Below are 18,542 nucleotides of genomic sequence, written 5' to 3' on the forward strand. Positions count from 1 at the left end.
CAATTTAGCCCAGCACAATAGTAGCGCCTTGTTAGCGTCGATTTTCACTTTCTGTTACTGGATGCTCGCCCAGGTCTCCTGGAAGCTCATCTAGCAGCTCTTTCGAGTGATATTGAAGAATTATTTCACCTTTTGTTAATCTTTCCGTCCAATACCTACCCACTAGTTTTTGTTTCGGCTTCTCAATAATCTGGAACACGGCTGCTCCATCATGGGGAATACTCCGCTCGTTCAAACTTAGTCTGGGCTTGCTAGTAAAAATATATGCTACGCTTTTAATCTGTCGATCAGGATCAATAATAAAGCCCTCAGAATACGAAGAGCTTTCCATTTCACTTGTACGCATCATGCAGCTAATGTGGAAAAAAGACTGATTAACAGTCAGCATTACAGGTATAGGAGGTGGCTTTGCGCCAGTCTCTGGATTCGTCCAGTCTGAATAAATAAAGCCCACCCAGCTTCCGTTTAAATTCGGAAAGGGAACAAGCCACCCTCTAAATACTTTAAATTTCCATCCCCACTTAATAAATAATGCTATCACCAAAAGATCAGCACTTACCACTTTTGGAATAAGCCCAAAAAAATTCCGCACCTTCGATAGATCTAGCCCGCTACAATAGGCGATCGAAAACCAAGCAACTGCTGAAGTTCCGACTAACAGATACACCGAGTTCTTAAGTGTCACATTGCGCATTATCTGTATCCAAAGTAGTTCCAAGCTGCTTTTGAGAACTCGCGCCCATCTTCACGAGTCCATTTTTGACTTAAATGAAACAGGTAAAAGCATTCATTCACTTCTACCCAGCGCTCGGCGTCCGGCTCATCACCTTGAAGATTATTCCAAATATGAATAAGCATGGCCCTGAGGCATTCTGTCCATGTCGAATGAGCAAACACAGCGTCGGGACAATTGTAGGCTAGGCACTCCATAAAGAAAGATGGCAATTCGCGAAATACTCCATCTTCTGCCATAGCATTTTCAATGCGCTTTAAAAGTCGCACCCCTTTTTTATAGGCATTACCAGTTCGTTTATTCTTAGCTATTCCGTTTTCCATTTGCTGATCTGGATAGTTAACGATACTGCTGCCATCCGTCTTGAAAATTTTAGTCCCATCCCTCGTTCCATTGCTTAGGTGATATTGATAGCTAAAACATGGAACGACATCAGCATCTACGCGCGCCGAGTTGGAATTTATTTGAATTGCGGTAGATCCCGTGGAGTCCACATGGCCGGAAAATTTTGCCTTCATAGCAGAAAGAAGCTCGGCTCTCAGCTTTGCAGGGGTCCAAATCCCCTCATATGGTTTCCCTGGCGTATAAATCCCTTTTTCATGCTCCTCCCAGTACAAAACCTCTGTACATTTCACAGATATATCGACATCACTATCTGAACGCACATTGGTGTTATTAGCGTAAGATCCTTTTGCATAAACCTTCAGCGAACAATTATTAAATGGTTCGTGTGAATCTATCGCTTGGCGAATCATCCGCTCCGTTCTATCCTGCTTATCCTGCTCGGTATCACTCGACGGGCCAGTCCATCCGGACAATTTATCTTCCAGGCTCATTACTTATCCTTTAAAAACGCCAACTATATGTAGGAGACGCATGTAGCGTTATTTTTACGCCAAATGCGTCGCATAACGATCCTTGTTTCGGTTAAACGGCCAAACCGTTCGCCGTTTTAATCCGCGTCATCACCTGCTCAGTGATCTCGACCGTAGACAAACCACCAGCATTGATGACTGTACTGTGGGGGTAATAGGCTCGAATGAGCTGTTCGTGATTGTTATAGCACACGAAAAGAATGTCATTATCTTTCATTCGTGCCTTCAAGGACGGTAAATAATCGGGTTCAGCATCGCTCCCCATGATCATGACGCGCGGACTAGCGAAATTGGCTAGAACTGGTCGATCAATTATTTGAACCCCCCGATTTGACGAATGAATCGCTGACGCCCAACAAGCATTAGTCAACGAAAAGACTAGCTCTGTTTGATTCGAGTCGAAAATAATATCCACTGTTCTGGAATACCACTCCAAATGACCGATGGCTGCTGGCTGAAGCTCTTGCGGATCGAAACAAGCCTTAACTAGGTCTTTTGCTAAATCTGAGAGCTTGTCAGTGACGTAGAGTGACCTGCTGACGAGGTCGTTGTACTCATGACGCTGAATCGGATCGCTGATCTGCAGAATCTGAATAGCATCCAACTGCCCGCTGCCCCGGCTAGGGCGTAACGAAAACTGGGAGGCTATGACAGATTTTCGCAGCATTTGAAGCTGAAGCTCAGACAGTTGGCCGAGCGTAATAATCATGAATCGTCTGCTGTTGCTCTTGATTTCACCTCTACCGATCGCAGCCGCCAAACGGCCATAGTATTTGGCTTTCTCGTTCTCCATATCGTTCATACAGCCCGAAAGGAGCGCGGTGTAATCATCAGCAGTGAGATGCTGGGTCACCTCTGGTGTGACCTCACCCTCAAAGACATTCTTGATGAACTCCTCGTAGCGTTTTTCAGTTCGACGCTCCATCTGAATCGCTGCCTGCTTACTCAAAAGCTGCAAGCTTTCATAGCCAGCAGTGAGCAGCCCGCCTCCAGGCAAAAGCCCTATACCGGCTTTGGCCGCAATTGATATCAGTTCAGTTAGGGGATGCTCTCTGTCCTGCGTCACCTGAAAATCTCCTCTCGATGATTATATGGATCCGCGCAAGAAATCCGGACACGATGTCACGACAAATCTTTTCGTACAGAGCCTAGCAATAGATCTTGCCAAGCGGGTCTTTTTGCCCCCCTGATCCGCAGACCAATCTGCCCGAGTTTGATCCCGGTGCGTCTGCGACGTCGACTGAATGTTCTGATTTCGTAAGCGATTCTGGACGACTGCTTCTGGCCGAAAACATCCAGAAGTGAACGACAGCAATCAGCCAGTAACGAACGGTCAACGATAGCGTCAAGCGTTCGCAAAGCCGCACACCTTAAGAGTCGCGATAGATCGTTTCGTGAGAGGGAACGTGGAGCGCCACAATCTTGGCTGACAAGGTGCAAACCAGGTCTCTGCACCTGCCATCAGATCTATTAATCAACCACCACAATCCGCGTCAGCCCCACCCGCTCAGCCTGCTCTAAAACCTCCGCCGGCGTTGCGTCTGCGCTGGGCATGATCAGGCTATTCTCACCATCCCCGAAATGCAGCTGTAGCAGGTGCATCGCCGCCTCGTGAATGGGCAGTTGAGGCTGCTTGAGATCGAACACGTGGGTGCGGGGCTCGCCGTCGAACAGGTATTTCAGGGTGTAGTAGCGCATGGTTGATTCTCGTCAGGGAAGAAGTGCCGTTAACCATCCCGACTTGATTCATCAGTGCTTGGTTCAACTATTCGGCAGGGATAGCGCCCGCAAGCGCAGCACCCTCTTCACCATCGAAATATGAAGTGGGTGCTGCACCGGGTGATCACGATGGGTGAGCTGGCGGTCAATCGCATGCTGGATAACCACAAGCATGAGTAGCGTCGGGCCTGATATACCGCGTCATCGTTCTTCGCGGGCGAGCCTCGCTCCTACACACAATTTTGGATAGCGGGACAGTTGCCACACAGGCAACCACTCGTGAATCGGTCCATGCTGCGTCTCTTCAGCAGTTAGCCATGGATACTTAGCAGTCATGGTTTTACCGCATGGCTGTCGTCGATGTGGGGGGCGTTCGGTGGTTACTTCTCGGGCACTATAAAACTCACTGTCGTACTGGTGAGGATTTTGTGAGTCGGGTCGGCGACTTCTAGAAGAACTTTGTGAGTTCCGGGCGTCAGTCCAACCAGGATGATCGGGTCTTCACTGGTATGCGCCCATGTTCCTTTCCAGTCATCGACTGTCACATGGAGGTGGCCGAGACGTGGTGAGACGTCACCGGCCGCTTTGCCGAATACCGGCATGATCCTGGCGTGCTCTGTTCGATACTGGATGATGACAACACCGCGGGCGAGTGGCTCGGCAAGCGGTGGATAGGCAGTGAGTGTTGGCAGCGCCTCGGATTCCAGCGGGAGTATTGCCGGTGGGTGATGGGTATCTGCTTCTCCTTGACCGAATGCAGCTATGCAAACAAAGCTTGCGAAGGCAAAGACAGACAGATTTCTGAGCGTGAGGGACATGGAGTTTTTCTCCAGCGTGATCTTATTCAAGGCTAGATCAAACCGACCCATTGTCTATGCCGCATCGACCGGTTGAACCGACAGGCAGAGTCAGTCATTCAAAACCGCCAAGACGCACATGCCAACTCGCTGCAGTGGTGGATGCTCGTCAGGGAATAAGTGCCGTTAATAATCCCGTCTTGATTAATCAGCGCTTGGTTCAGCCATTCGACGGGGAGCGTTTGATCCACATAAACATGTTTAACGATGCGTGTTTAAAGACACTCAGTGTTACGTCATAAACGGCTACATCGCCTTGCGCCGTTGCCTACGCGTACGCCAGAATCCGCCGGCTTGTGCGGCTATGGGGTGGGCTATATCGTTTCCGGGTCACTGCAAAACAGTGATCGGGTTTGGTAGCCCGCTTGAAAACATTCGCATGGCGGCACCTTATGTAGTCTCTTTTGGGGACTCCGCTTTATATGGTGGTCATGCGTGGGGCTCCTTGTTAGCGCCGGGTTTCCCGTTTTCGACCGGTCTACCAACCCACGTATGGCCGCCACCCCCTCGTTTGGTAGCGAAGGTGATGGCTCCTCAATCTTAATTTCGAAAATGGGAGTTTCATCTATGTTCAAAGTAACGCCCAATCCCCCGAATACTGATCCAGTACCCTACGACGCTTCTTTTGATCTTGACCCCAATAAAATGAAAGTGGCGGCCGACCGCGCGCTCAAGATCTACCTCAACCCTGGGGCGACGAAAGCGCAGATACCGCCCCGCAGATCCGGCACCATTTTCACCATCGACGCAGCGGTGGATGACGAAGCGTTGCTGGTTGAGGTCTATGAGTCGCTGTCAACCGCCTGCAAGATGGTCAACGATCTCGTCGAGCTGGAGGAAGGCCCGCGACGCCATACGTTGTTGGTGTTGCATCGGTCGCTCCTGATGGGAGAGGCGGCGGCCAATCGCGTATTGGATAACCACAAGCCTGGGTAGCAGCCAGCCGTCATATACATCCCCTGTGGGAGCGGGCTTGCTCGCGAAAGCGGTCTACCAGCCAACAGAGATGTTGAATGTGACGGCCCCTTCGCGAGCAAGCCCGCTCCCACATGGGGATTTGCTGCGAACTCAGTATTTGTGAACGCCCAAGATCAACTGCGGGAGCGAGCTTGCTCGCGAAGGCGGTGTATCAGCTGAATTGATGTTGGCTGACACACTGTCTTCGCGGGCAAGCCTCGCTCCTACATTTGATGGGTGTCGTTCGCAAAATTTATGGCCGACACAGATCCCCCGTAGGAGCGAAGCTTGCTCGCGAAGGCGTCGGCACAGTCAATGACACTGTCGCCTGACACACCGCTTTCGCGAGCAAGCCCGCTCCCACATTTTGATTGGCGTTGTTACACGATCTTGGCGATGCTGCTCGCGTTAGCGATCACTAGCCGTATCGTGGGGTTATTGGTTTGGGTGTTTGAAATCTGGTGGGTAACGGCGAGATTCGTCGCAGCCGTGCTCACACTGACAAAAACCGGGGAGCCCGACGGCCAGTTCCATGCAGAGGTGATGCTGCCGCCAGAGGCGGGCATTAGCACAATCTGACCGCCAAGCAGCGATTGGGCATCGGATGCACCGTTGCCGTAGGCTTGGGTCGCGAAGATTGGCGCGCCGGGAATCGGCGCTGTCGCCCACTCTCCCCCCGTCAGCAGGCAGCCGCTGACCACAATCTCAGTATCACTCGCATTGTGAATCTCGACAGTAAGGGATCGTACAAACGTGCTCATCCGTGGCCTTCCATTTGATTATCAGCAAATGACCTCTGCGACCTCAGAGTACTGGCAAAGGCCCCATTAAATAAATCCGCCCCTATTTCGGCTATCATTCGAGCGTTTTCAAGCCCGGTAGAAAGAGATGAATCGTCAGAAAAAATTACAGCAGCTGTTCAAGGCTAAAGCCAAGAAGGCCAGTGCCAAACTGGCACCGCAAAAAAAGGATAAGTACATCAGCAAGGCCGACCGGTTGAAGCTGGAGGCAGAAGCCGATCAGGACGCCATCAGCTCCTCTGAAAGCTGATCCATGAGCGACGATTCCTACGCGCGGTACATTCGCTTTCAGACGCCCGATCCCGGCATTGCCCCACGGGAACAGGCGCCGATGCTCGCCCAGGAACAAGCCTGGGCGCGGGTATACGCTAGCGGGCATCGCTTCAGTTGGATCACGGTGTTGGTGCCGCCGCTGTGTTTTGGCCCGGTTCTGCCGGGTCTCGCGTTTCTGTTGGGATTGTTGCTCTATCAATCGTTATTTGCCCCACGCCTGGATATCGACCAGATCATCGGCGCGTCTTTCGGCTGGCTTGCGTTGGCGACGTTGCTGTTCATGGCAGCCTGGGTGTTACGCAACTATCTGCGCGATACCCGCGACCCGACCAAACGCTACTGGCAGTCCATGCCAGATGAAGGGTTGGTCGAGCTTGAGCGTCATTCCCTGGAATCCGGCATCAACCTGTGGTCCTCCGATTACGACCCGGACTGCAACACCCTCATGCTGTGGAAAAACGGCAAGCTTGAACCCGTGCAAGACAGCGGCGTGTCGCAATGGGTTGTGGCCAAGACTGCTGCCGGCCACTGGCTGGTGTTGAAGGAACAATTTCCGGGCAATTTCAGCTACGGACGGGAGGGAGAAATGCCCGCGCCGGACAAGCACCTGCAACCCGCCCAAGAACTGGCAATCGCCTTTGCTCCCGGCACTAACCTCGTTCTCGGTCGGCGTTTCAGCGGTGCGCCGCTGCCCTTGGTGAACACGCCGTATTGGCTGTCTGCCGATGAGCTCAAGCGCCTTGTCGAGATCGCCCATCACTGGACCTTCTTCCCTCCCGATCGCTACGCCGTGGTCAATCAGCAGGACGCCGGATGGCTGCAACGGCTGGTGGACAAGGCGCATGCCAGCGTCGGGCCCCTTCCTGAACGTCAAACTTCGACGCTGGTTTAGCTCGGCACGGCCATCCCGACTTTCACCCGGTCCAGCGCCACGATGGTCTTGAACCAGGTCACGTTGGCGTTTTCAGCGAACAGTCGCCGCGCCAACGCCTGGTATTCCTGCATGCTGGCCACCGTCAGCACCAGAACGAAATCCACTTCGCCGGTGACGTAGTAGCACTGCTGAACTTCGGGCACCGCGAAGTGTGCCTTCATCGCCTCCAGCGCCTCGATGCTGGTGCGCTCGGCCATGACTTCCACGATGATCGTGATCGGCCGTCCTACCGCCGTGGGGTCAACGATCGTGACATTGCCGGTGATGACACCCCGCTCTTCCATGCGCTTGATCCGGCGCTGAACGGCAGCCGTGGAGAGGTTGACCTGCTCGGCCATCAGGCGCAGCGGCGTGGTGTTGTCGCGCTGCACGAGGTCGAGGATGGCGCGGTCGAATTTGTCCAGCGAGTCTGATGCTGCGTCGTTTTTTGTCATGGTAGGCCGCGAGAAATTTTCTCGAAAACTACCAGAAAACCGAGGCCCTTTATCCAGTCATGCGAAATATTATCTTGCCCACAGTCTGCACACGCAGCCTGAGTCGGGAATTCATAAGGATATTATTGGCATGGGCGCTTTGTTTCATCTTTCCCCGGTCTTGTTGGTCACAGCCATGCTCGTGGTGCTGCGCCGGCCGCCCGTTCACGCCGCTATCGCCGGCACTCTCCTCGTCATGCTGCTCTGGCTCGCGGGCGCTGCTGATGCGTGGCATCTGGGCAGCATGGTGGCGGCCGCGCAAGATACGGCGGTGCTGTTCGCCAGTACGGCTTTCGTGATCGTGCCGGGTTTGGCCTTCGTCATTTTTATCGAGCGCCTGGGCGTCAATCTGGCGCTGAGTCAATGGGTGCGCTCACTGGGCCTGAGTCGCGGTGATCAACTGGTGTTCATCGTCCTCGGGCTGGCGCCGTTGCTGGAAGCGATGACCGGTTTCGGTGTGTCATTGATCGCCACGGTGCCCCTGCTGCTTAGCCTGTTCGAGCGTCGGGTCGCGCTGCGAATTGCGCTGACCGGCATGGCGATCATGCCGTGGGGAACGCTGGGGCTGGCCTCGGTGATTGGTGCCTCGCTGGCTCATCTGGACGCCACTGCGCTGGCTTCAACCTCGGCACTGATCAGCGCACCGGTTTTTCTGGCCCTTAGTGCGATGGCGCTGTACCTGGCTGGTGTTCGTGAGTCGCGGGAATGGCGCGGGCTCGGCGTTTTCTGGCTGCTGTTTGTGGCGGTGCTCTACAGTGCAAGTCGCTGGCTCGGGCCGGAAGTGGCCGGGGTTGCGGCAGGACTGGTGACGGCAGTTGCGGTGCTGTCTGTCGGGCAGTGGCGGCGGCGCAGTGAACGCGGTTCGGTGCAATGGCCACGTCAGGCGTGGCCGTATCTGGTGTTGATTGTCTGCATTGTTGCGTTGAAAACGCTATGGACGATCACCGCTTGGCCGGATCTCTGGATCGTTCAAGGCGCCCAGGTCAGCTGGAAGCCACTCGCCTCGCCTGGAATCGCGCTGATTCTGGTGCTGATCGGGTTGGGGTTTCACACGCGCCGCCCACGACATCAAGCAGAGCCCGGCATCAGCGTTCCTGCTGCGTTGGCAGCGCGGGCGAAGCGGCCACTGCTGACCATTTTCTTCTTCCTCGCGATGTCGCAGATGATGGTGAAGGCCGGTTTCCTGGCAGGTTTGATGCAGTTGCTGACGGGCCTGTCACCCAGCGCCGCGACGTCGCTGGTCACCCTGCTCGGCGCGCTGTCAGGCTACATGACCGGGTCGAATGTGGGCGGCAACGCGATCTTCATGCCGGCCATCGCGATGCTCCCCGAGACCTCTCGATTATTGCTGGCAGCGGTGCAGAACAGCTCGGCCGGACATGCGGCGCTGGGCTCGCTGTCGATCGTCATGCTGATCCTGGGGCTGGCTAAAACCACGGCCACGGAAGACAGCGAACTGGTTCGGTTTGGCTTCGCGCTGGTCTGTCTCAATACGGTGTTGGTCGCGTTGGGCGCCGGGTTGCTGAGTGGGTGGTAAATACCGCCCCGTCACACACCTGTCATGCCCGGCTGCTAGCGTCTCCGCGCGATACGCCCTGCCCCCGTTGCCCGACCCAAGGTGCCCCTCAAGGTGTTCACAACCTCGACCCGTCAGCAAATCATCCTTAGATCCAACGACATGCGCTGTGACGACTTTGGCGCGCTGTTCTCGAAGATGTTCGGCAACCGCTACGCCGACACGCCGCCCCCGCCGGGGCACATCATCATCGGCGGGGTTTATGGCCGGCATGAAGGCGTGAGTTTTCGGCGCATGCACTATCGGGGCGATTTCACGGTGGCGTTTCCCGATCCCGTGGATGAAATCACCTTCGTCATTCCTACCGCCGGCAAGATTGTCTTCAATCACGCGGTCGAGTCCGTGGGCGTTGCGCATGTCGGGCTGGCCATCGACAAGGCCGATGTGCGCTCGATGCGCTTTATCGACAATCATGCTCAGCATGGGATTTCGATCAAGCGAGGGCTGCTTACCGAGCGGCTGTCGACGCTGCTGGGCAAGCCGATCTTGAGAAAATTGGTTTTCGAGCCGGAGGTGGATTTGAATGCCGCGGCCTTCCAGGGCATCAAGGCGTTGATCGATCTGGCGACCGGGACCGAGTTCGACCTGCTGATCAACGCCGGCACGCTGATGCCTTCGCGCCTGCGGGAAATGCTCGTGGATGCGGTGCTGGAGGCCTGGCCACACAACTTCACCCAAGCCCTTCGCCGCCCTGCCCCGCAGATCGCGCCACGGCATGTGAGGCTGGCGGTCGAGTACATTCAGGAGCATCCCAATAATTTAATCAGCGGCACGGATCTGGCGCGGCTGAGCAACGTCAGCCAGCGAGCGTTGCAGGATGGGTTTCGGCGGTTTGTGGGGATGTCGATTGTGGACTATCAGCGGCAGGTGCGATTGGAGCGGGCCTACGATGCGTTGGCGGGCGGTGCTTCAATGTCGGTGACTGATGTGGCTTTGAGATATGGATTCAGCAATGTCGGCAGGTTCTGCCAGTACTTCCAGAACGCCTACGGCGTCAGCCCGGCGGAAGTGAAAAGCCGACGGCGCTGATTGGAGCGTTTACAAAATCCAAGCCACACCACAAAACCATTGTGGGAGCGGGCTTGCTCGCGATGGCGGTGTGTCAGGCAATGTAGTTTTTGGCTGTGCCATCGCCATCGCGAGCAAGCCCGCACAGGGGATTAGGGTTGGTCACAAATGTCTGCGTCCACTGGAGATCCATGTGGGAGTGAGCCTGCTCGCGAAAGCAGTGTGTCAGGCAATATTGTTTTTGACTGTGCCATCGCCTTCGCGAGCAGGCTCGCTCCCACAGGGGATTTGGGTTGGCCACAAATACTGCGTCCACTGGAGATCCAATGTGGGAGCGAGCTTGCTCGCGATGGCGTCGTGTCAGTCGACATTGATGCTGGCTGGCAGTCCGCCTTCGCGAGCAGGCTCGCTCCCACAGGGGATCTGGGTTGGCCACAAATGCTGCGTCCACTGGAGATCCAATGTAGGAGCGATGCTTGCTCGCGATGGCGGTGGGTCAGGCGACATCCATTTTGAATGTGCCGGCCTCTTCGCGGGCAAGCCTCGCTCCTACAGGGGGGTGGTGTTGGCTGGGCTGATCAGAACAGGTAGCTGGCTTTGAGGCCGCCGCTGAAGCCATGGCTGTCGCCGCCGCCACTGGCGCCAACTTCAGCCCCCACGCTCAGCGCACCGAGATTGGCCATGAGGTTGACGCCGCCCGTGAACTGATCGCGATTGTCGAAGGCGGCGCGCTGTTCGATGTCCAGACCCAACAAATGGCCTTCGCTCTCGACCGTGTGATCGCCCAGCACATGCTCGTAGCCCACTTCGACACCCGGCACCAGGTTCCACGCGCCCATGCCAATCGGCGCGAACGAAGCCTTGAGATTCGCCACGGCACTACGCCGGGTAGCCTGGATACCATCGACATCAAGAGCCAGTTCGCTGCCCTTCTCTGTGAAACCCGACAAATCCAGATGGCTGACGCGTACCCCGAGGCTCGGTTCGAGGGTCATCACGCTGAGCGGCAAACGGTAGCCCAGCGCCAGGCTGGCGCCGGAGAGATTGCCATGGCTGTCGCCCTTGGCCGAACCGAGTCCGCCGCCGAGGTCGCGCTTGCTGTCGTAGTCGAGCCAACCGGCGTTGAGGTCGGCATCGACAAACACCCCGCGCTCCAGGCCACCCGGCGCGTAGCGTGCGCCCACGGAGAAAAACGTCAGGTCGGTGTCGGCCTCACCACCCGCCCCGCCAACGTTGCCACGGCTGTAGCCGAATCCGCCATGCGCGCTGAGTTGTTCGGAAAAGCGCTGGGTCAGGCCGATCATCAAGCCTTGGCTGTGCTCATTGCTGCTGGCGACATGGGACGAACCGTCAGTGCCCAGATAGCCCGCCAGCGCAGTGCTCCACAAACGGTATTGGCCGACCTTGAGGTCCGTGCCGCTGCTGAACGGCGCCGCTGCCTGGTCGATCATCGCGCTTTGGCGCAGCAGGTAACTCGCGGCGTCCGCATGCACCTGGCCACCGACGGTGGATTCGACACCGCCAAGGCTGCCGGCATCGATGGCCGATTGCAGGTAATAGTTATAGGCGCTGTAAGTGCCGGACAGATGGCTACCCTGCAACTGCTGCAACAGTTGCGCACCAGCGGCGGCGTTGCCGATCAGGCCCGCCTGGCCCGGCAGGCTGTTGTACTCGACCATTTTGCCGCGTAGCACGTAGAGGGTTTCCTGGGACAAACCCAGCCCTTGCTTGAGGTAGTTGTCCATGCTGCCGTACTGCGCGGTGACCTGATCCAGCCCCGCTTGCAGGAAACTCGCCTCCACCCCGAGCAACGGCGCATAGATCGCCGCCATACTCGCCGGCATCGCCGCCAGTGTCGCCTTCATGCGCGCGGCGGTGTAATCGTTGGTCGCCAGGTAGTTGCTCATGATCGTGGCGCTGTCGACCCCGGCAATGCTCAGCAGCACGGCAGCGGTCCAACCGGTGCGGTCCTTGCCGGCGGTGCAATGGAACAACGCGGCGCCATCGACACTGGCGAGTTCGTTGAACAACCGGGTGAACTGGCCGCGCATCCCCGCATCGCTGACGAACGCGCGGTTGGTCTGCTGCATCATCGCGATGGCGTCAGCGGCGCTCTTGAACGAGACCGTGGTGATGTTCGCGCCGGAGGTGGTGCTGCCGATGATGTCGATGTTCTCGTAGGTCGCCCCCGTGAGCATGGTGTCGGGGGTGCCGGCAATTTCGGTCGGTGTGCGAAGGTCATAAACAGCCTTGATCCCCAAGCCGTTCAACGTCGCCAGATCCGCCGCCGACGGTGTCAGCGCATTGGAGCGGTAGAACACGCCGGCGCGCATCGTGCCGTCATTGGCGGTGGAATACGCGGTGGTGGTGCCGGCGAGGTCACGGAAATTATCGATGCTGCGCAGGTGCGGCGTATCGAGGGTGGTGGTTTCGGCGGCCTGGGCAGCGGCGATGGACAGGCTCAAAACGGACAGCGAACACAGAAGACGTTGAAACACGGTGCAGCCTCATTCAAATCGCGTTGGGCTGCCCACTATCTGCAATGAAAAAAGACTGAATATGACAAATTGCCGTGGGATGAAAATCCGTGCGCGACTGGTCCACCGGGTGCGTTTTCTGTCCGTGCGCCGAGGAATTTCAGAGCCGAAAATGTTGCTGCATGGCTTGAGCCAGCAGGTTCACCGCTTCATCGTCGTGTGAGGATGGCGATCGCACAAACACGATTTCATGCTCCGGAATCACGGGCAAACCGTCGAGGATCTGCATGTTGTCCGTGACCATGGCGCGATCGATCAGACTGATCGCCAGCCCCGCCTCGACACACGCCTTGATCGCCTGATTGGAGGGACTTTCCAGCACCACCCGCAAGCGTCTGCCGCTGTGCTTGAGCGACTCGATCATGGCTTGCCGGTAAGGGCATTGCGCCGCGTGCACGGCCAGTGGCAATGGGTCCATCGAGGCCACCGTGGTGTGAGTCGGCCCGACCCAGACCGGTGTGGTCAAGACCAGCACTTGCTCACTCGGTTGCCCCTTCGGCTGGGCAATCACCGCCACCTGAAGCTTGCCGCGCTGAACCAGATCGCGCAGCGCATAGCTTGGCGCGGTCTTCAGTTCCAGCACCACATTGGGCCACGCCGCTGCGAAGGTCGGCAGGATGTCGCGGATCACATGGACCGCATATTCATCGGGGACACCCAGCGTAATGCGTCCCGCCAAATGAGTGCCGTGCAGGTCGGCGAGCACCCGGTCATGGGTGCTCAGCAGTTCGGTAGTAGACAGCAGCAGCCGCTTGCCGAGTGCGGTTAGCGAGACGGACTGGTTATCGCGGTTCAGCAAACGACCTCCGGCCACCGCCTCCAGCCGCTGGATATGCACGCTCACCGCCGCTGGGCTTTTATGCAGTTGCTCAGCCGCCGCACTGAATTTGCCGATCCGCGCCACGGCGTGAAACGTACGGACCAACTCGATATCAAGGATCGCTGTCATGGTTCATCCTTCGTGAATGACTGCTGCACTTTATTTTGATTTATTAGACTACGCCGGTTTCGTAGCCTGTGGTGATGAACCAGCACACTCCGCTTACCGCTCATCAGCAAGCCACGCCAGCCTGGCGCCAGGCGATCCCACTGCCGTTACTTGAGGCGGCGCTGATTCTGACCTGGAGTTCCGGGTTTGTCGGCGCACGATTCTCGATTGATTACGCGCCCGCCCTGTTGGTGGTGTTTTGGCGCTGCGTGGTGGTTACGCTCATCCTGTTGCCCTTCGTCGCCAGGTCATTGCGCCGGACCACCCTGCCCGTCTTGCTGAAAAACGCCGGCATCGGCCTGCTGGCCATGGCGGGCTATCTGGCCGGCGTCATTCAGGGCATCGCCCTCGGCGTGCCGGCGGGTCTGGCGGCACTGTTCGCCGACCTGTTGCCGATGGGCATGGCGCTGCTGGCCGCGCTGGTACTGGGGCAACGATTGGCGTGGCAAGTCTGGGCCGGACTGGTCATCGGAATGATCGGCGTGGTCGTGGTGACCCATGGCGCACTGGCGTGGGGCAACGCGCCGTTATGGGCGTATGGCCTGCCGCTGCTCGGCATCCTGTCCCTCGCCGTCGCGACACTCTGGCAGAAGCATCTGCCCGCCTCGGAGTCGCTGGATTTGCTGCCCAACCTGTGGCTGCAGTGTTTCGTGTCGAGCATCGCATTCGCCATCGTCGAGGGAACCCAAGGCAGCCTGGCGCCGATCCCCAGCACCGGGTTTGCACTGAGTGTGCTGTGGACGGTGGGATTGTCGACTGTGGGCGGATATGGGCTTTACTGGATATGCCTGCGCCGCGCGACGGCCACGCGGGTTGCCAGCGTTTTGTACCTGAGCCCGCCGGTGACGATGGTTTGGGCGTGGGCGATGTTCAACGAACCCCTGTCGTGGCAGATGGTGTGCGGGATGTTGGTGTCCGGGGTTGGAATCTGGCTGGTGGTGCGCGCGGAGGCTCGGCAGAACCCGTCATGACACCTTGGGAAACTTTCCGCACAGGAAATGCCCCTCATAACCGTTAGACATACCTCCCAGGAACATAAACGGACCGCAAGCATAAAAAGGTGAGGTCAACGATTGCCCCACATGAAGCTGGCACACCGGCAATTTCAAGGGGATCGGCACAACCACTGCCCAAAGCGTGACACCACACCACGCCCGAGTGGTCAGGTCGCTGTCGGTTTTCTGCTCGGTCAAAGGAACGTGACTTCTTTGCTCTTCATCCGGTACAGAAACCACTACCCCGACACAACCATTAAGCAACAGAGACGTGACGGCGATAGCGAAGATTTTCTTTGCATGGAACGGGAGTCGCTTGGTTGGGTTCATCCGTAAATCCAATCGTTGGGCAATGACAGTCGACAGACCTTGTCGAACCACGTTGAGACCGAGCGCACGGTCATCAGGGCACAAAATAAAAGCACTTAATCAAGAGTTGCTGCCAGAATCTCCTGACACCTCGTCCGCCCAACATAAACAGTGAACGGCGATTCATGCCTTCGACGTCTCGACCCCAGGCCAGCGCAATGATGAAAATTGGCGCAACACGCTACGTGCTATTTGTTTTGCCGCTCGCCGTGTTGTGCGAACCAGCACAGGCATCCACGTGGCAAATCTGCAGGATGGAAGTTCGTGTCACTGAGGTAGTGAAACGCCCGTATCCACAACTACAGGCGCAGATCCTGAAAGCCACCCCCGCATCGACTTCGGTCGAATGCCCGGAGGTCGGGGCGACGATCACCTTCACCCCGGAAACGACCGACTACCAAGCCACATTGCCACGCCGACAGTGGCCAAAAAAAGGTCAGTCGGTGCGCATTGATTACCGTTATCTGGATGGCATCTGTAAAGGCGACGGCAATGATTACGCTTGTCGTATCAAGCATTACCCGTTGGTTGGTCGGTAACTACTTATCGCAGTAAACAAGCTCTCTCAGGAAAATCATGGACATTCGACTCACGGAAGAAAAAGATTGGAAGCTACTGAAGCAAATCCGCCTCGCCGCACTTTTGGACACACCGACAGCGTTTGGTGTGAGCTACCAAACCGCCGCCCATTACACTGACGAACAATGGAAAGAACGCGCCTCGTCAGGCAACGGAACGCAGTTCTGGCTAGCCATCGAGGACGATAAACCGGTAGGCATGATCGGTGCCGCGGTCAGCCAGGCGAATCGCTATAACCTGATCGGCATGTGGGTTGAACCCGCCGCCCGGGGCTCCTCCGTGGCCGATCGACTGGTGGATGCGGTGAAATCCCGCGCGATGAGCAGAGGGTATGATCGGGTTTTCCTGGACGTCTCTCCCGACAATGCCAGGGCCGCGAACTTCTATCTGAGGCAGGGCTTCACGTTCATGGATGAATGGGAACCTCTGGAAAGTCATCCGCATATCAGGGTTCAGACGATGTTCTGGGTTTCGCCAGACTGACTGCGCCTCAAAACGCCCGGTCAGGCATTCTCATCACCCGACCGGGTAAACGAATACCGATCGATATCCGTCCTGAGCTGCCAGCCCTGGCTATGCCAATACTTGGCCGCTGCTGCGTTGGTCTTGAAAACATCGAGATGACATTTAAGAATTCCGAGCGCTTCAAGACTCGATAGACAGCGCGCCACCAGCGCATTGGCGATGCCTTGCCGCCGATGCTACGGCAGGACCACCAAATGCTGCAGATACCCTCGGCGGCCATCGTGCCCGCACATGACGCAAGCGCCGATAACGCCCTCCACCTCCGCCACGAAGCTCAGCCCGGGATTGCGTTCCAGATACTTCGCAGTCGATTCTCGAGAATCGGCATCCCGCAAGGAAACGCCCGGCGTGCGTTTCATCAGGTCGATCACGGCCTCGTAATCGTCCAGGGTCATGACACGGAGAGTGAACATAGATCGAGCCTTGCTTTGGTCATCGGCGGGTCTGGCAGACTAGCAGAAGCTTGCCGACAAGCCCTCTGCGAAAAACAGCCCCAAACGCTTACAATCGCCGTCCCACAGCGCAAAAACACAGGCCCGCCAGGAAATGCCGCTCGACCCGCTCACGATGTTGACAATTTCGGTCGCCCTTGCGGCGGCCGCTGCGCTGTACCTGGCGATCGAATGGCGCAGCATTCGCGAGCCTTCGCTGCTGTTCTGGAGCGCGGGTTTTGCCACGATCACCGTGGGCTCGACCCTCGCTCTGTTGCGCAGCAGCGGTTTTCTGCTGATCGGTATCTGGTTCGCCAACGGCCTGCTGGTGACCGCGCATTTCCTGTTCTTGCTCGGTGTCGCGCGCTTTACGCAGACGCGTCTGTCGCGTGGCTGGGCGCTGATCTTTATCGCGTGGCTGGCGATGCTGCTGGTGCCGGACGGGCCGATCTGGTCGAAGGTCATGCTGCTGGTCAATTCGCTGCTGGTGGCGCTGTCGACGCTCAGGGCCAGTTTCCTTTTACGCCCCCACGGCAAGTCGTTGAGCGTCGGCGCGGTGCAGCTTCGTTATGTGCTGCTGGCCCACGGGGTTTTCTATGTGGCCAAGGCACTCACGGCGGTGATTCCGGGCACGCTGATCGACCTGGCCGCATTGCGTGGCGCGATCATTCAGGTTTCCTTGGTCGAAGGCGTGATGGCGATCATGCTGATCGCCTTGTCGATGACCGGCACCGAGCGTTATCGGCGGGAGAAACAGATCGCGCACCTCGCCGCCCGCGACCCGCTGACCGCCCTGTACAACCGCCGCGCCCTCGAAGTGCGGGCGCCGCGCCTGTTGGAAGACGTCTCGTCGACTCGCCCCGGCGCCTTGCTGCTGATCGACATCGACAACTTCAAACTGGTCAACGACTTGTACGGCCATACCGCCGGCGACCGGCTGCTCATCGCCCTGAGCGAGATGATTCGCGCGGTGCTGCCCGAAGCGTCACTGGCGGCGCGGCTTGGCGGTGACGAGTTCGTGATCCTGCTGGGTAACGCCTCGAACGAACAAGTCGTCAGCCTCGGCAACACGCTGCGCGAACAGTTTCAGCAAACCGCCACACAGACCTTCGCCACGCCCGAACCGGTAACACTGAGCATCGGCGCCGACCTGTTCAACCAGCCACCCGCCAGCCTTGCGGCGCTGATCGAACAAGGCGACGCCGCGCTCTACGCTTCCAAGCGTGGCGGGCGCAACAGCATTCGGCTGGTTGATCGGACGCTTTAATTCCCGAGCGGATTCAGCGTTAGAATCCGCCAACGTCAGGCTCACATTGTTCAGGATGATCGTCATGCCTCATACCGAAACGCCCCTGCAAGACCTCGCCGCCCCCGAAGGTGTGTGCTACGGCTGCGGCGGCCGCAATCCCCATGGGCTGCACGTCAAGAGTGTGTGGCATGAGGACGGCGTGCATGTTGTCGCCGAGCACATCCCGGAGGCCAAATACTGCGGCTGGCCGGACCTGGTCTACGGCGGCTTGATTGCGATGCTGGTCGATTGCCATTCCAACTGGACGGCGATGGCCTATCACTACCGCGCGGAACAGCGTGAGCCGGGCAGCCTGCCGCGCATCGACTGCGTCACGGGCAACCTCGGGATCAAGTTCATCAAACCGACACCCATGGGCGTGACGCTGACCCTGCGGGCGAAAGTCGAGGGCGAAGTCGGACGCAAAACCCGGGTGGTCTGCGAGGTCTTCGCCGGCGAAGTGCTCACCGCGATTGGTGACTCGACTTTCGTGCGCGTGGACACCGGGCAATTGGCGGACGCGGCGCACGGTCGGTGAAGCATTTCACCCATGCCTCGCCTCGCCGCTTGGTGTTAAATAGCGCCAGTTCGCAACACCGTACAACGAGAACAATCATGAACAGCC

General features: G+C 57.6%; 20 protein-coding genes and 1 pseudogene. 10 read left to right on the forward strand and 11 right to left on the reverse strand.

Annotated elements, in window-relative coordinates:
* Positions 1-31 precede the first annotated feature (31 nt).
* From LOY68_RS19105 to LOY68_RS19125, 5 genes are all read right to left on the reverse strand, one after another.
* Positions 32-694, reverse strand: coding sequence for a hypothetical protein (locus LOY68_RS19105; RefSeq protein ID WP_265039127.1), 663 nt, complete (start codon positions 692-694; stop codon positions 32-34).
* Positions 694-1,569, reverse strand: coding sequence for a hypothetical protein (locus LOY68_RS19110; RefSeq protein ID WP_265039129.1), 876 nt, complete (start codon positions 1,567-1,569; stop codon positions 694-696). The genes LOY68_RS19105 and LOY68_RS19110 overlap by 1 nt, the downstream gene beginning before the upstream one ends.
* Positions 1,570-1,660: 91 nt before the next feature.
* Positions 1,661-2,674 carry a hypothetical protein gene (locus tag LOY68_RS19115; RefSeq protein WP_265039131.1) on the reverse strand — a complete coding sequence of 338 codons (1,014 nt, stop codon included), beginning with the start codon at positions 2,672-2,674 and terminating at the stop codon, positions 1,661-1,663.
* 404 nt (positions 2,675-3,078) lie between these two features.
* Positions 3,079-3,306 carry a hypothetical protein gene (locus LOY68_RS19120; RefSeq protein WP_054051192.1) on the reverse strand — a complete coding sequence of 76 codons (228 nt, stop codon included), beginning with the start codon at positions 3,304-3,306 and terminating at the stop codon, positions 3,079-3,081.
* 401 nt (positions 3,307-3,707) lie between these two features.
* Entirely contained in the window at positions 3,708-4,145 is a 438-nt protein-coding gene (locus LOY68_RS19125) for a DUF6130 family protein (RefSeq protein ID WP_265045809.1), read from the reverse strand.
* Positions 4,146-4,751: 606 nt separating this feature from the next.
* Here LOY68_RS19125 and LOY68_RS19130 point away from each other — a divergent pair.
* Positions 4,752-5,120 (forward strand): DUF6124 family protein, encoded by a 369-nt coding sequence (locus LOY68_RS19130; protein ID WP_265039132.1) that lies wholly within the window; start codon positions 4,752-4,754, stop codon positions 5,118-5,120.
* A gap of 401 nt (positions 5,121-5,521) precedes the next feature.
* Here LOY68_RS19130 and LOY68_RS19135 read toward each other — a convergent pair whose 3' ends face one another.
* A complete protein-coding gene (locus LOY68_RS19135; RefSeq protein WP_265039134.1) occupies positions 5,522-5,902 on the reverse strand; it encodes a hypothetical protein in 381 nt (126 codons plus the stop codon).
* Between the two features lie 127 nt (positions 5,903-6,029).
* On the opposite strand from LOY68_RS19135, the gene LOY68_RS19140 reads away from it, so the two are divergent.
* Positions 6,030-6,191, forward strand: coding sequence for a DUF2986 domain-containing protein (locus LOY68_RS19140; protein ID WP_082356710.1), 162 nt, complete (start codon positions 6,030-6,032; stop codon positions 6,189-6,191).
* A 3-nt stretch (positions 6,192-6,194) separates the two neighbouring features.
* A complete protein-coding gene (locus LOY68_RS19145) occupies positions 6,195-7,106 on the forward strand; it encodes a hypothetical protein (RefSeq protein WP_265039136.1) in 912 nt (303 codons plus the stop codon).
* Here LOY68_RS19145 and LOY68_RS19150 read toward each other — a convergent pair.
* Positions 7,103-7,582 (reverse strand): Lrp/AsnC family transcriptional regulator, encoded by a 480-nt coding sequence (locus tag LOY68_RS19150; RefSeq protein ID WP_265039138.1) that lies wholly within the window; start codon positions 7,580-7,582, stop codon positions 7,103-7,105. The genes LOY68_RS19145 and LOY68_RS19150 overlap by 4 nt on opposite strands.
* A gap of 130 nt (positions 7,583-7,712) precedes the next feature.
* Between LOY68_RS19150 and LOY68_RS19155 the strand changes: the two genes are divergently transcribed.
* Both LOY68_RS19155 and LOY68_RS19160 read left to right on the forward strand, forming a co-directional pair.
* A complete protein-coding gene (locus LOY68_RS19155) occupies positions 7,713-9,158 on the forward strand; it encodes a transporter (protein WP_265039139.1) in 1,446 nt (481 codons plus the stop codon).
* Between the two features lie 141 nt (positions 9,159-9,299).
* Positions 9,300-10,226, forward strand: coding sequence for a helix-turn-helix transcriptional regulator (locus tag LOY68_RS19160; protein ID WP_413787202.1), 927 nt, complete (start codon positions 9,300-9,302; stop codon positions 10,224-10,226).
* Positions 10,227-10,783: 557 nt separating this feature from the next.
* Here the strand turns inward: LOY68_RS19160 and LOY68_RS19165 are convergent.
* Both LOY68_RS19165 and LOY68_RS19170 read right to left on the reverse strand, forming a co-directional pair.
* Complete coding sequence (locus tag LOY68_RS19165; RefSeq protein WP_265039142.1) at positions 10,784-12,703, reverse strand: tyrosine-protein phosphatase; 1,920 nt, start codon at positions 12,701-12,703, stop codon at positions 10,784-10,786.
* Positions 12,704-12,842: 139 nt separating this feature from the next.
* Entirely contained in the window at positions 12,843-13,691 is an 849-nt protein-coding gene (locus tag LOY68_RS19170; RefSeq protein WP_265039143.1) for a LysR family transcriptional regulator, read from the reverse strand.
* Between the two features lie 74 nt (positions 13,692-13,765).
* On the opposite strand from LOY68_RS19170, the gene LOY68_RS19175 reads away from it, so the two are divergent.
* Entirely contained in the window at positions 13,766-14,701 is a 936-nt protein-coding gene (locus LOY68_RS19175) for a DMT family transporter (protein WP_265039145.1), read from the forward strand.
* Here the strand turns inward: LOY68_RS19175 and LOY68_RS19180 are convergent.
* Complete coding sequence (locus LOY68_RS19180; protein WP_239512085.1) at positions 14,696-15,055, reverse strand: hypothetical protein; 360 nt, start codon at positions 15,053-15,055, stop codon at positions 14,696-14,698. The genes LOY68_RS19175 and LOY68_RS19180 overlap by 6 nt on opposite strands.
* A 197-nt stretch (positions 15,056-15,252) precedes the next feature.
* On the opposite strand from LOY68_RS19180, the gene LOY68_RS19185 reads away from it, so the two are divergent.
* Positions 15,253-15,633, forward strand: coding sequence for a hypothetical protein (locus LOY68_RS19185; protein ID WP_265039147.1), 381 nt, complete (start codon positions 15,253-15,255; stop codon positions 15,631-15,633).
* A gap of 37 nt (positions 15,634-15,670) precedes the next feature.
* On the forward strand, positions 15,671-16,156 hold the full coding sequence (locus LOY68_RS19190) for a GNAT family N-acetyltransferase (RefSeq protein WP_265039148.1): 486 nt from the start codon (positions 15,671-15,673) through the stop codon (positions 16,154-16,156).
* A gap of 20 nt (positions 16,157-16,176) precedes the next feature.
* On the opposite strand, the pseudogene LOY68_RS19195 reads toward LOY68_RS19190, so the two are convergent.
* Positions 16,177-16,611, reverse strand: a pseudogene (locus LOY68_RS19195) (GNAT family N-acetyltransferase).
* A 133-nt stretch (positions 16,612-16,744) separates the two neighbouring features.
* Between LOY68_RS19195 and LOY68_RS19200 the strand changes: the two are divergent.
* Together LOY68_RS19200 and LOY68_RS19205 are read left to right on the forward strand one after the other, a co-directional pair.
* Positions 16,745-17,896 (forward strand): GGDEF domain-containing protein, encoded by a 1,152-nt coding sequence (locus tag LOY68_RS19200; RefSeq protein ID WP_265039150.1) that lies wholly within the window; start codon positions 16,745-16,747, stop codon positions 17,894-17,896.
* Positions 17,897-17,960: 64 nt separating this feature from the next.
* Positions 17,961-18,455 (forward strand): PaaI family thioesterase, encoded by a 495-nt coding sequence (locus LOY68_RS19205; RefSeq protein WP_265039152.1) that lies wholly within the window; start codon positions 17,961-17,963, stop codon positions 18,453-18,455.
* Positions 18,456-18,542 lie beyond the last annotated feature (87 nt).

The sequence above is a fragment of the Pseudomonas sp. B21-053 genome (assembly GCF_026016365.1).
Classification (GTDB): Bacteria; Pseudomonadota; Gammaproteobacteria; order Pseudomonadales; family Pseudomonadaceae; genus Aquipseudomonas; species Aquipseudomonas nunensis.